Here is a 13071-nt window from a genome sequence, read left to right as displayed (position 1 = left end):
CTATGTAGGTTAAGTTTTTCTTTTCGGGCACATCGCGAGAAGAAACGTGCTAAGCCTATTATGGCATATTTCGGCGGATTTGGTTGTTGTTTTGATGTTATTGTTTTTTAAGTTGCAGAAAAGAAAAAGGCCGTCTGAAAAGACAGCCTAAATATAAGGACTTATCCGATAATCAAAACAGCATTGCTACCGCCGAAGGCAAATGATGAGCTGGCGGCAATGCGTTTTTCAGACGGCCAGCGGCTGTTTTCGTCGGTCAAAGCGATGTTGGGCAGCTCGGAATCGGGTACGTTGTCCCATTGTTGCGGCGGTAGTTTGCCTTCCGGATTGTATTGGCAGTTGGCCATCAACCAGGCAAATGCGGCTTCAATCGCACCGGCTGCACCCAAGGTATGACCGGTGGACGGCTTGGTGGAGGTGCAAAGGGTATGGCAACCAAACACTTCGGCAACGGCCCGGCTTTCCATGCTGTCGTTGTGCTGCGTGCCGGTGCCGTGCAGATTGATCCAGCCGATCTCTTCCGCTTTCAAGCCGGCTTTATCCAAAGCGGCCTGAAAAGATTGGGCTGCACCCAAACCGTCGGGGCGGGGCGAAGACATATGGTAGGCATCGCTGCTTGCGCCGTAGCCGAGCAACTGCATTTCGCCGTCAAAATCCGCATCGCGCGTCATCACGAAAAATGCGGCCGCTTCACCGATATTGATGCCGTTGCGGTTGGCAGAAAAAGGCTTGGCGATGCCGTCTGAAAGCACTTCCAAAGAGGCAAAACCATTAATTGTCAGCGGAGAAAGCGTATCCGCGCCGCCGCAAATCACGGCATCACACAATCCGGCACGAAGCAATCGGGCTGCGCTGATGAGGGCGCGTGCGCCGGAAGTGCAGGCGGTGGAGACGGTATAGCGCAAGCCGTCCAGACCGTAAACTTGGGCGATAAATTCGGAGGGCGAAGCCATGGTGTGTTGCAGCTGTTTGAACGGAACATCCGTCCATTTACCGCCTTGGACAACGTGTTGGAACAAAGGGATATTTTCATCTGCGCCACTGGTGGACGTACCGGTCACGACAGCAATCCTTTCTTTGCCGTAACGGGCAATGGCCGTCTGAATCAGTCCGTCTATTTGCGAAAGCGCGTGCAGGATAAGCTGGTTGTTGCGGCTGCGATGCGCTTCGGGAATGCTGTCGGGCAGAGGCATCAGGGTTTCTTTGACTGCACCGAAAGCATACGTTTTGCCTTTTACCCATTGGTCTGAAAAAGTCAGGGGTGTGTTTTCAGACGGCGTGAGTAAGGAATCGGCATGAACTTGCAAGCCGCTGCCCAATGCGCTGGTCAGTGCCGGACGGCTGAGATAAACAGGAGTATTCATGAATTAGTCTTCTGCAATCGGGCTGACCGTCCAGAAAGTTTGGTCGGGGAAGCCGATAAGGAATTGTTCGGAATGGTGGGCGACACACCACAAATCACGCTCGCGGTAGCTGAACACCGCGCCTTTGCCGTCAGGGCAGAAGCCTTGATGGGTGGCATTTTGTTGGCGTGCTTCAGGGTAAAGCGTGGCGGCTTGTTCGGCGGCCAAAAGCGGCAACAGGGCTGCAAACAATCGGCGCGAAGAGGCATTGGGCATCACAAAACCGTCGTTTTTCCAGCCTTTGGTGCTGACCGATTGACGCGATACCGGCGCACCCAGTGCATCGGTTTGGACAAAGCGGATGCCGTCTGAATGAGGCTCGACTGCCAAGAGATTGGTTTGAACGGTTTGCCCCGCCGCATTGGTCTGCTCGAGTTTGAACCATTGGCCTCCTTTGGAAAGCGGCGGCAGCGTTTGCGGATGGGGGAGCGAGGTTGCGCATGCGGAAAGCAGTAGTGCGGCAAGAAAAGGGATAAATCGCATAAGGTTTTATCTATCGGTCAAAATATTTAATGATGTGGATGAAGTTTCAGACGGCCTGTTCTGTTTTCAGGTTTGGCCGTCTGAAAGGCATTCGTCCTTTATTCTACCTTCAAATCGCCCACCAATGCGGCAGCAGGCTCTCGCCGATGACAAAGCGCGGGAAATGTTGTTTTTCCAATACGCAAACTTTAAAGCCTTGTTTGTTCAGCAAAGCGGAAGCAACCGAACCTGAAGGGCCTGCGCCGATAACGGCAACGTCAAATTCGACGGGTATTTGAAAATACCTTTGATTTTAATAATGCTTAAACCGCTATATGAAATTTTTCAGACGGCCTTTTGCAATTTGGCGATAGAAGTCGAAACAAAATATAGCTTCAATTTTAATCGTCTTCATCTTTTGTCTAAATTTTCAACAATGTGCCTGCCAGCCAAATATTGAATGCCACGCCGATGGTAACCGTCATGCCGAACGCGGCAACAGCGGGCGTGCTGCTGATGGCGAGCAGGGCAAAGGAAATGGCTGTCGTCGCTGCGGCAAGCAGCATACCGCCTAATTTTGCCGGCGCGCTGTGGTGTGCGGTGGCGGCATAGACGGCATAGTCCACGCCGATGGCGGACACTAAAAGCAGGCCGAACATGGCAAACAGGCTGACGGGAATGCCGGCCAAACCGAGTACGGCAACGGTGCAGATGGCGGCGGCCAGCGGCACGGCAAGGATTTTGCTGCCGCGTTTGAAACCGAACATTTTCCATAAAAGCAGCCATGCCAACGCATAGGAAGCCAGTTTTAACCATGCGGCCTGATTGCGCGTGTGGTGGAAAAGCTCGTTTAAGTGGGCGCGTTTGTCTGCCCAATGTATGCCGGAGACGTGTTGCACTGCGGCGTGTACGGCGGCTTCATCGGTCATGCCGTTCAAACGCACGACGGCAGCAAAACGGCCTGGTTCCACTTCACCCAAATACAAGGAACGCCAAGCTTCTGCCAAATCGGTATTCAGGCCGTCTGAAAGCGATAATGGTTGCGTATCGGCGGCTTGCAGCAGGGCATCGCGCACGGTTTTGCGCGGAATACCGATTTCTGTGAGCGGTTTCCAGCTATCAGGCAATTTGGTCAATTCGCGCAGGCGGTTTTGCAGTTTTTGCTGCTCCGTTGTCGGCAGGATGAATTGGTCGGGCGATTGGATGCCGGAAAGTTTGCCTTGCGCGATTAAGGGCTGCAGGGCGTGGCCGAGTTCGGCGGTTTTCTTCAACAGGGCATCTTCGCTTTGTGCTTCGGCCACCAAATATTTGCCGCCAAAATCCGTGCCACTCAACTGGCCGATTTGTTGTACTTCGGCCAACATCGCAGTCGGCATATTGACCCATTGACGGATGTCGTCACGCCAGTCGCTGCGCCACAGTCCGACTGCCAGCAAAATTCCGCCCACGATTAACCAGCCGCGTTTGTGCAGGCGGTTTTTCAGACGGCCTGACAAGGAATAGAGCTTTTCGGTTAATGCGGCAAAAGGCACGGTTTTGGCACGGTAGCGGCGAAACAGCGGCGGCAGCCATAAAACGGTGGCACCAAACGCGCCAAATAAAGCGAAGCCTGAAAATACCGCGGTTTGGCGCAATACAGGCAAAGGGGTAAACCACAGCAGCGCGTAGCCCAAGACGGTAATTGTCAGGCTGACGGCAAAACTTGGCAAGACATGTTTCATTGCTGATTCAGCCTGCCAAACGGTCTTTTCAGACGGCCCGAATACCGACGGAGCAAGCCAGTGCAACGGGAAATCCACCAACATACCCACCAAGCTGGTGCCGATGACGATGGTCAGGATATGCACTTCGCCGAATACCAATAAAGCGACCGCCAATCCGGTCAACATACCGGCTGCCAGTGGCAAGGACAGCAAAAATACCCGGCCGCTGCGGAAGACCCACAACAGCAGCGCAAAGGTCAGCCCAAGTCCGACCATGCTCATCAGCCGACTTTCTTTTTCTGCGGCTGCTTTGGATACGGCGGCGAACAATGCGCCACCTGCGCTTAAGGTTTCGGCGCCGTTTTCCGAAGCGATTTGACGGCTTTGCGCCATCAGCGGCAAGAGGGCATCGTTGCCGGAAAATTGATCGCCGCCGGCGAGCCGTCCGCGCAAGAATACCCAAGTTTTGCCTTTGTCTTCGGCAAAGAGCATGCCGTTGTCCATGTCCCACTGCAAACGGCTTTGCGGATTGGCCTTGTTGGCAACAAAGCGTCCGAAGCCCAGCCAGTCTTGTTCTAAAGACAAAGGGGAGGGGGTGGCAAACGGATTGGCCGCGGCTTCTGCCCGAGCCTGAAAATAGGCTTGCGGCTGCTCAAACAGCAGGCGTATTTCGTCTTGCGGCAAAACTGCCAAACTCAGTTTCTGCATATCCGCCCGCACTTTGTCCAAATTCGGCGTCATGCTGCTGTCGACTTGTTCAAATACGCCGCTTTTGCGCCATACGTCGGCAATTTGTGAGGCAGTCTGAAAAGCGGTTTCGGCATCGGTGCTGCCTGCAAGCAAAATGACTTGCGAATTGAGCTGCGCTTCTGCGGCTTTATCCGCGGCCGTTAATAAGGCATCGGGTTGCTGCTCGCTTGGCAATAACGCGGTCAAATCGGTTTGGATGCGCGCTTGTGAAGCAAAGGCATAAACCAAAAACAGGGTAAGAAACAGGATAAGGGCAGTATAGAGGCGGTTTAGGAGGCGAAGATTCATCGTTCAGACGGCCTTTTGCAAATGCTGCTGTTGGTGTGTGGAATAAGTAAAAGTGCAGTAAATTAAATCAGATTATTATTAGTTTGTCAGTTGTTAGATAGTTTGCTGGTCGGTTAAGTCATTGAGCTTGAGTGAGCCGAAAAACTGCCATTGCAGAGCGACGGCTTTTCCCTTCCAAACGCAGGCAAGTGCCATCGTATCCGCCAAAATCGCGCTTGTGCCGTGCCAATCGGTTTGCTTTCCAGCGCGTAAACCGACGGGTTGCCCTGAATCGAAAACATAGCCGACCGATTTCATGTCTGACGGAAAATCCAAATTTGCCGCTTTAATCAAGGCTTCCTTGAAACACCATAATCGGTAAAACGTTTCAGACGGCCAGTTTGCCGTTTCCAAATAGTCTTGTTCTTCCTGCGTGCAGACTAAAGCCGACAGCGCTTTGAAATCGCGCGGGCGGATAAACTCGATATCGATACCGGCTGTTAAGGGCTGAGGCGCACACAATAAAGCGGCAAAGCCTTTGCTGTGGCTCAGCGATACAGTCGGTAAATCGGTTTGCTGTTTTAATGCGCGGCTGACTTGCCAGTCTTGACGCTGCGCCAGTTGAGGCGTGGTAGCCAAACGTTGGGAATCGGCTGCGTTTAGAGACGCATGGTCGTAGCAGGCGGCAAAAGAGGGATCGGCCAGCAGACAGTGAAGGGGTGTCGTATCCATAAAATAGAAAAATGCCAAACTTCATATTGAAGTCCGGCATTTTTGACATTGCTTAGTGGAAGCTGCCTTTCAAAACCACACGGCTGTTGAATGTAGCGATGTGGCATTCGTATTCGTTACCGCCTTTGGTTACTTTGTCAAAGTAGCTAACCAGATGAACGGATTTGGCTTTTTTGCGATGAGCAGTGCTTTGGAAGCGTTTAACCGCGCTTAAGAATGCGCGTTGGCAGGTTTCATCAGGGGTTTTGCCGACTGTGTTGGCAATTTGACGAGAAGTCAAAGTTGCGCCGGATGTACTGCCGTAGTGAACGCGGATGCTAGGATCCAAAACAGATTTAGCTTCGGTAGAGTTTAAAGCTACATCGACTTTACACATATAAATATCGTTTTGACCTTTGCCATGGACTTTATGGCCCTCACCCATGCTACGGCAGGCAGAACCGGCGGCAGTTGTTTTTGGAGTAGAAGTTTGAGAGGAGGAAGTGGATGGTTGGGAATTGCCAGATTGTGAGCAAGCGGCAAGCATCAGGGCGGATACGGCAACCAAAGCAGAAAAACGTAACATACGAACTCCTTTGTAATAATGGGCGTAGAAAAAGTTTACAGAAAGCAGAATCATTTTAACATATATGAAAGAAGTATAAAAACAGAATGGTGCAAAAAATATTATATTTTTATTTAAATGATTTCATGGCGTTAAGAAAGTTTGAGGCGGTAATGCTTGACGAAGGAGGGCAGAAAGCGTATATTGCGGACTTCCTTAGGAGTAATGGCTGAGAGGCTGAAGGCACTTCCCTGCTAAGGAAGCATGTGGGGTCAACCTGCATCGAGGGTTCGAATCCCTCTTACTCCGCCAAATATGAAAGACACCGTTTTATACGGTGTCTTTTTTATTATCCGAGATTGCTTGGAATCTAAGGCTGTCTGAAAGTGTGAAATGAACGATTTGATTATTCTAAACAAGCCTTATGGCGTGATTTGCCAGTTTTCTGCACATGAAAAACATCAGTGCCTTAAGGATTTTGTCGAGAAACCGGGATTTTATCCGGCCGGCCGTTTGGATACGGACAGCGAGGGTTTGCTGCTGCTGACCAATGATGGCCGTTTGCAGGCGCAGATTGCCGACCCGAAATTCAAGCAGGTCAAAACTTATTGGGCGCAGGTGGAGGGTTCTCCTGATGAAGCCAAATTGGATTTGTTGCGCCGTGGCGTAGATTTGGGCGATTTTGTCACCCGTCCGGCCGAGGTTAGGGTATTGGAAGAAGGCGAAGCGGAGGTTTTATGGCCGCGCGTGCCGCCGATTCGCGTGCGCAAGTCTGTGCCTGATTTTTGGGTGGAAATCAAAATTTCGGAAGGGAAAAACCGCCAAGTGCGAAGGATGACGGCGAAAGCAGGCTTTCCATGTTTGCGCTTGGTCCGTGTGGCAATAGGCCGTCTGAATCTGTTTGATTTGAATTTGGAATTGGGACAATGGCAGTTTGCACCGCATCGTCCTTAAATAGAATGAATAAAGGCCGTCTGAAATATTCAGACGGCCTTTTGTTATGGAAAAATTAATGATGTGAATGACCGATCTGGAAGGTCATTGTGGTGTAGTTAGCCTGTTTTTGGCACACGCTTTGATCGGGGAAATCGGCTTTGTGTTCTACGCTGGCTTTCCAGAAGCCTTGGCGCAGGGGAATAATGCTGACTTCGCCTTTGTCGTCCGTTGTATCGGAGAAGGCTTGGGCTTCGGTTTTGTGGGTTTTGCTGCGGTCGCTGGTGTCGAAGCCGTCAAATGTGGCGGTAACGGTAGCGTTGGGCAGCGGCTCGCCATTGAAGAGGACGCGGACTTTGAAGCGTTCGCCGACGTGGACGTTGGCAGGGTTGTCCAAAGGAACGATTTCCAAATGTTGGCCGACTTGCTTGGTGATAATGGCGGTATCTGCGCTTTCGTGGCCGACATTGACGATGTTTTTACCGAACATACGGGTTTGCTCGCAATAGCTTGCATCAGGCATTTCTTTGATGCTTGCCTGCTTCCAACCCGCGTTGTTTTTTGACCAGAAAGTCGGTTGGTATTCGGCGGTAACGAGGTAGCTACCGTCTTTGACCGGCAATTTGCTGCGGTATTGGTAATTGTATGTGCCTTTTTGAATCATGTTTTCTTTGCCTTTTTCAGTTACCAGTTGCATGGGTTTGCTGAAAATGTGCAGGCGGTCTTTGGCGATAGGTTCAAGCTCAGGGAATTCGCCATAGCCCAATTCGGCTTCAAGGTATTCGCCGCCATGTGTGTGGGCGGTTTCAACCCAAACGCGATGGGCGTGTGCGGCAGTGCTGAACAGGAAGGCGGATGCGATAAGCAAAGCGGTTTTTTTCATGATTTCTCTCCGATTTTTGATGTGTAGAAAAGATAGAATAAAATCGTTCGTTATAATATAACAAAATTATTTAAATTTAAAGAGAGTCCGTCTGAAAGTTTTCAGACGGCCTTTTAGATGATTGTTTTTTAGGAGGATTATCGAAACGGTTTAGTCCCCGTCACGACAAACATCAATCGCTTCCTGCAAACTGCTGACGCCGTAGATTTTCAGGTTCGGAAACTCTTTGGCATTGCGCGGCATATTGGCTTTGGGGACGATGGCGCGTTTGAAGCCGAGTTTTTCCGCTTCTTTGAGCCGCTCTTGTCCGCGTGCAACAGGGCGGACTTCGCCGCTGAGGCCGATTTCGCCGAAAACCACGGTTTTTTCGGGCATGGGGCGGTTGCGGAAGCTGGAGAGCATGGCGAGGATGACGGCGAGGTCGGCGGCGGGTTCGCCGATTTTGACGCCGCCGACGGCATTGAGGAACACGTCTTGGTCGAAACAGGCGATGCCGCCGTGGCGGTTGAGGACGGCGAGCAGCATGGCGAGGCGGTTTTGTTCAAGGCCGACGGTGAGACGTTTGGGTGTGAAACCGTGTGCATCATCGACCAATGCCTGAATTTCGATCAAAAGCGGGCGGCTGCCTTCTTGTGTAACCAAAACGCACGAGCCGGGCGTATCGTCGCGGTAGCTGGCGAGGAAAATGGCGGACGGATTGGATACGCCTTTTAAACCGTTTTCGGTCATGGCGAATACGCCCAGTTCGTTTGCCGCACCGAAGCGGTTTTTAATGGCGCGTATCATGCGGTAGTTGGAATGTTGGTCGCCCTCGAAATACAGCACGGTATCGACCATGTGTTCCAGCACGCGCGGGCCGGCAATCGCGCCGTCTTTGGTAACGTGTCCGACCAGTATCATGGCGATGCCCATCTGTTTCGCCATACGCGTCAGTTGGGCGGCACATTCGCGCACCTGCGACACGGAACCGGGGGCGGAAGTGATTTGGTCGGAATACATGGTTTGGATGGAGTCGATAACGACGACTTCGGGCTGATGCTGTTTCAAGGCCGTCTGAATCGCTTCCATGCGGATTTCAGCAAGCAGGTTCACGCCTTCGGTAGGCAGTTCCAAACGTTGTGCGCGCAGGGCGACTTGTTGGGCGGATTCTTCACCGGAAACGTACAGCACTTTACGGCTTTGCGCCATTTTGGCGATGGTTTGCAACAGCAACGTAGATTTGCCGATGCCGGGGTCGCCGCCGAGCAGGATGACCGCGCCATCGACCAAACCACCGCCCAATACGCGGTCAAGCTCGCCCATGCCGGTCGGATTACGCGGCACTTCGGTCGCGGTAACGGCGGAGAGGGATTGGACGGTCGAAGTGTCCGCCGCCCAAGATTGGAAACGGGCGTTTTTCGGTTCGGGCGCGGCCAGGCTTTCCTGAAGCGTGTTCCACTCGCCGCAATGCGGGCATTTACCCTGCCATTTCGGGGAAGTACCGCCGCATTCGGAACATTGGTAGATGGTTTTGGGGGCTTTTGCCATGGTGTTTTCCCTGTGGAATATTTGATGTGTGAAAAGGTCGTCTGAAAACAATCATATCGTTTTCAGACGACCTTTTTTATTGAGAAATAACAGGTTTATTTCTTACTGTCTTTATCCGCATCTTTTTTCGGTGCAGGTTTTTTCGCTGCCAAGCCCAAAGATTTTTGCCATTCGGCTGGATTTTTCACTAAGTCCAAGGCTTTACGGAGCTGATCGTCTTTGGCCGGATTGGGAATGCGGCGGCTGGAGATGTCTTCGTCTTTGTCTTTTTTGGACTTGTCTTTATCGGCTTTGGTTTCTGTGTTGGCAGGCGTTTCGTTGCTGCTGTTGACGTCTTGGCCGCCCAGCGGATTACCGATATGGCCGACCAAATCGGCTTCGCGGCTTTCAAAGGTGCGGTCTTTGTCTTTGACTTCAACGTCAGGAACAATGCCTTGCGCTTGAATCGAGCGGTCGTTTGGCGTGTAGTAAAGGGCGGTGGTCAGTTTGACTGCGCTGCCGCCGGAAAGCGGAATCAGGGTTTGCACTGAGCCTTTGCCGAAACTTTGTGTGCCGACGACGACGGCGCGTTTGTGGTCTTGCAATGCGCCGGCAACGATTTCGGAAGCAGAGGCCGATCCTGCGTTAATCAGGACGGTCATAGGAATGGTTTTCAGCTCGGCAGGCAATCCGGCCAACGGGTCTTTGCCGCTGGTGGTGATGTAGTCTTCGGCAGTTGCTTTGAGTACCATGCCTTCTTTTTTGTTGCGGCCTTTGGTGCTGACAACGGTTACGTCAGGCTGCAGGAAGGCTGCGGATACGCCGACTGCGCCATTGAGCAGGCCGCCTGGGTCGTCGCGCAAGTCGAGAATGATGCCTTTGAGCGGACCTTTGTTTTCTTTGACAAGGGCTTGTGCGGCTTCGTTGAGCGCGGCAACGGTGCGCTCTTGGAATTGGGAGACGCGGATGTAGCCGTAGTCTTTTTCAAGCAGATGGTGGCGCACGCTTTTGACTTTGATGATGGCGCGGGTCAGGTTGACGACGATGGGTTTGTCGGCATTTTTGCGTGAAAGGGTCAGGGTGATTTTGGTACCCGGTTTGCCGCGCATTTTTTTGACGGCTTCGCTGACAGTCAGGCCGCGGGTAGAGGTATTGTCGATTTTGACGATGAAGTCGCCGCTTTTCACACCGGCGCGTTCTGCCGGCGTGTCTTCAATCGGGGCAACGACTTTGACGAAGCCGTCTTCTTGTCCGATTTCCATGCCCAGGCCGCCGAATTCGCCGCTGGTGGATTCTTTCATTTCGGCATAGCCTTTTTTGTCCATATACTCGGAATGCGGATCGAGATCGGACACCATACCTTTCATTGCGCCTTCAAAAAGCTCGGCATCGGGCTTGTCTTGGTAATAGTTGGCTTTGATTTGGCCGTACACTTCTGCCATGGTGCGGATGGTCTGCACGGGCAGGGCCTCGTTGTCTTTTTTGTCTTTTTCGGCGGCAAAACTTTGTACACTCAGACTGAGGGCGATGCCGCTAAATGCGCCGAGAGTGTAGATTGCAACTTTTTTCAAAGTGGATTTTGTTGACATTCGTTTGACTTTCTTTTTGTGTACGGTAAGCAAAGTGGTTTTTGTTTTCTCTGAACCCGTTGACTTTATGTGATTTAAACGCTCGGAACAATAAGTTTAAGGTAAAAGTTTGTTGTTTAATGTGCTGAACAGGCGTGAAAATCGTGTTTTATTGTAGTTTATGATGAAAATTCAGACGGCCTGGAGGGAAAATTCACTCAGGCCGTCTGAAACATCAGTTAATCCATGAAAGCGGATTCATGACTTGTCCGTTGTAGCGGACTTCAAGGTAAAGGCCGGTTTCGCCCGACGGCAAAGTGCCGCTGGTGCCAATTTTACTGCCGGCATTGACGGCGTAGTTTTGGGCAATGTCGATTTCGCTCAGGCCGGAGTAAATGCTGACATAGCCGTCGCCGTGGTCGAGGACGACTACTTTGCCGTAGCCTTCAAGTTCGCCGGCAAAAGTAACCGTGCCTGATGCAATGCTGCTGACCGGAGCCGGAACGGTATTGTAGAACACGCCTTTCCAAACTTCGCCATCGCCGCGGTCTTGACCGAACAGGCCTGCCAATGTGCCGTTGACCGGTTTTTTCAGACGGCCTTGCATACGGCTGAAGCTGTTGGCGTTGCTGACGGTCAAACCTTGGGTATTTGGGGCTTGCAGTTTCATGTCTTCGTCAGTCAGCGTGGACATGGCGGCGCGTTCGGCTTCGGCTTTTTGTTGGGCGGCAGCCTGCTCTTTGCGTGCTTTTTCAGCGGCGGCCAAACGGGCTTCGGCGGCTTTTTTACGCGCTTCGGCTTCGGCTTTGCGTTGCTCGGCTTTGCGTTTTTCCAAATCTTTCAAGAGATTGTTGAGGCGCTGCTCGTTTTCTCTGTGGTTGATTTTCTTTTGTGCTTCTTTGGCCATCTGCGCGTTTTGACGGCGGCTTTCGGCTTGTTCTGCGGTATTGGTCACGCCTTGTTGACGCAACGAAGCTTGGATGTTGGCTTGCAGTTTTTTCAGGTAAGCCAATTCATTGTTGATTTTTTGCTCTTGCGCCGCCAGCTCTTTTTGTTGTTTTTCCAAGTCTCTCATAACTTGGTCGTTGGCGTTGTTGATATAACGCGTGTAACGCAGGAAGCGGGTTTTTTGACCGGCATCGGCGTTTTTCAGGAAGAGGGCAACCGCGTTGGGCTGGCTGTTTTTATAGTTGCCGGACACAAAGCGCGAAATTTGGGCGCGCGTGTTGGAAACTTCGGCTTTCAACTGGTTGGCATCGGCATTGAGTTTTTGGAATTTTTCCCAAGCGTCGCGTTGTTTGCGGTTGATACCGGAGAGGTTGTTGCGTGTTTGTTGCAGCTGTTTGAGCGTGGCATTGACATGGATAATGAAACCCTCGTTGCGTTTGGCAAAGGATTTCTTGCTTTCCATTTCGTTGGCGGCGGCAGTCACGGCTGCTTTGAAATCGTTGTCGGCTGAAGAGACGGCTTTAGGCTCAGCTTTAGGCTCGTCTTTTTTGTTTTGCTCTTTAGCTTTTGTGTCTTTTTTAGCGTCTTTTTTATCTTCAACAGCTTTTTTGGCAGGCTCTTTGGCTTTGGTTTCTTTGGCGTCAGCCTTTTTGTCTTCAGCTGCTTTTTTTACTGGCTCTTTGGATTGACGGTCTTTTTTATCCTCAGCCGCTTTTTTAGCAGTCTCTTTGGTTTTGGTTTCTTTAGGTTCTGCTTTTTTTACGGGTTCTTTGGTTTTGCTGTCTTTTTTATCTTCAACAGGTTTTTTGTCTTGTTCTTTGGCTTTGCCGGGTTTTGCGGCTGCGGCTTTTTTGTCTTTGGCTGTTTCTTTAGGCTCTTCGGTTTTGCGGTTGGCCTTTTTATTGTCGGCCGCGGCTTCGGCGGCTTTAGCCGGTTTGTTTTTGGATGAAGCGCGTTCGTTCTTGTCGGCGGTTTCCTTCTCTTTGGAGGCTTTGGCTTTAACCGCTTTTTTGTCTTCCTCTTTTTCTTTTACCGCTTGTTTTTTTGAGGTTTCTTTTTTGACATCCGCCTTGGCGGCTTCTTTCTCTTTTTTCACGGGCGCAGCTTTTTTGACGGCGGCCGCTTTTTCTTTCGGCGTGTCTTTGGCAGCATAGGTTGGCAGGGAGAAGCTGAGCAGCAGGGCGAGGATGAGGGGTTTGTAACGCATGGTTCGATCTTGCTATTAAAGTAGGAACAATAGGACGGATTATACTGTCTGTCAGGCCGTCTGAAAATAATATTGGGTTGCAATATGGACGAACGGTCTTATATAGTAATGATGGAGTAGGCGGATATGATTCTGCCTGCCTGAAAACTAACAGTCTGCATTGAC

10 protein-coding genes, 1 tRNA gene and 1 pseudogene are annotated in these 13071 nt (G+C 51.4%); 2 read left to right on the top strand and 10 right to left on the bottom strand.

The window, feature by feature from the left end:
• Window positions 1-161: 161 nt before the first annotated feature.
• The 6 genes and pseudogenes from HMPREF2606_RS02720 to HMPREF2606_RS02700 all read right to left on the bottom strand — a co-directional run bounded on the left by HMPREF2606_RS02720 (window position 162) and on the right by HMPREF2606_RS02700 (window position 5882).
• On the bottom strand, window positions 162-1364 hold the full coding sequence (locus HMPREF2606_RS02720) for a beta-ketoacyl-ACP synthase (RefSeq protein ID WP_070843280.1): 1203 nt from the start codon (window positions 1362-1364) through the stop codon (window positions 162-164).
• Between the two features lie 3 nt (window positions 1365-1367).
• Entirely contained in the window at window positions 1368-1886 is a 519-nt protein-coding gene (locus HMPREF2606_RS02715; protein ID WP_070843279.1) for a hypothetical protein, read from the bottom strand.
• A gap of 124 nt (window positions 1887-2010) precedes the next feature.
• A pseudogene (locus HMPREF2606_RS10595) lies at window positions 2011-2160 on the bottom strand (NAD(P)-binding protein); the annotation flags it as partial.
• 127 nt (window positions 2161-2287) lie between these two features.
• On the bottom strand, window positions 2288-4606 hold the full coding sequence (locus tag HMPREF2606_RS02710; RefSeq protein ID WP_070843278.1) for an MMPL family transporter: 2319 nt from the start codon (window positions 4604-4606) through the stop codon (window positions 2288-2290).
• A gap of 93 nt (window positions 4607-4699) precedes the next feature.
• Window positions 4700-5317 carry a 4'-phosphopantetheinyl transferase family protein gene (locus HMPREF2606_RS02705; RefSeq protein WP_070461616.1) on the bottom strand — a complete coding sequence of 206 codons (618 nt, stop codon included), beginning with the start codon at window positions 5315-5317 and terminating at the stop codon, window positions 4700-4702.
• Window positions 5318-5369: 52 nt separating this feature from the next.
• On the bottom strand, window positions 5370-5882 hold the full coding sequence (locus HMPREF2606_RS02700) for a hypothetical protein (RefSeq protein ID WP_234395463.1): 513 nt from the start codon (window positions 5880-5882) through the stop codon (window positions 5370-5372).
• Between the two features lie 198 nt (window positions 5883-6080).
• Between HMPREF2606_RS02700 and HMPREF2606_RS02695 the strand changes: the two genes are divergently transcribed.
• Together HMPREF2606_RS02695 and HMPREF2606_RS02690 are read left to right on the top strand one after the other, a co-directional pair.
• A tRNA-Ser gene (locus HMPREF2606_RS02695) sits at window positions 6081-6173 on the top strand.
• Between the two features lie 81 nt (window positions 6174-6254).
• Window positions 6255-6815: a pseudouridine synthase gene (locus tag HMPREF2606_RS02690; protein WP_070843277.1), complete on the top strand. Its 561-nt coding sequence runs from the start codon at window positions 6255-6257 to the stop codon at window positions 6813-6815.
• Window positions 6816-6870: 55 nt separating this feature from the next.
• Here the strand turns inward: HMPREF2606_RS02690 and HMPREF2606_RS02685 are convergent, their stop codons facing one another.
• The 4 genes from HMPREF2606_RS02685 to HMPREF2606_RS02670 all read right to left on the bottom strand — a co-directional run bounded on the left by HMPREF2606_RS02685 (window position 6871) and on the right by HMPREF2606_RS02670 (window position 12906).
• Window positions 6871-7677: a DUF4198 domain-containing protein gene (locus tag HMPREF2606_RS02685; protein ID WP_070843276.1), complete on the bottom strand. Its 807-nt coding sequence runs from the start codon at window positions 7675-7677 to the stop codon at window positions 6871-6873.
• 150 nt (window positions 7678-7827) lie between these two features.
• Window positions 7828-9204 carry a DNA repair protein RadA gene (gene radA / locus HMPREF2606_RS02680; RefSeq protein ID WP_070843275.1) on the bottom strand — a complete coding sequence of 459 codons (1377 nt, stop codon included), beginning with the start codon at window positions 9202-9204 and terminating at the stop codon, window positions 7828-7830.
• Window positions 9205-9299: 95 nt separating this feature from the next.
• Window positions 9300-10772, bottom strand: coding sequence for a S41 family peptidase (locus tag HMPREF2606_RS02675; protein ID WP_070843274.1), 1473 nt, complete (start codon window positions 10770-10772; stop codon window positions 9300-9302).
• A 214-nt stretch (window positions 10773-10986) separates the two neighbouring features.
• Complete coding sequence (locus HMPREF2606_RS02670; protein ID WP_070843273.1) at window positions 10987-12906, bottom strand: murein hydrolase activator EnvC family protein; 1920 nt, start codon at window positions 12904-12906, stop codon at window positions 10987-10989.
• Window positions 12907-13071: the final 165 nt, after the last annotated feature.

The sequence above is a fragment of the Neisseria sp. HMSC070H10 genome, assembly GCF_001837635.1.
Taxonomy (GTDB): Bacteria; Pseudomonadota; Gammaproteobacteria; order Burkholderiales; family Neisseriaceae; genus Neisseria; species Neisseria subflava_A.
Note: the sequence above shows the minus strand (reverse complement) of the source record. Positions and strands in the feature narration are given on the sequence as shown.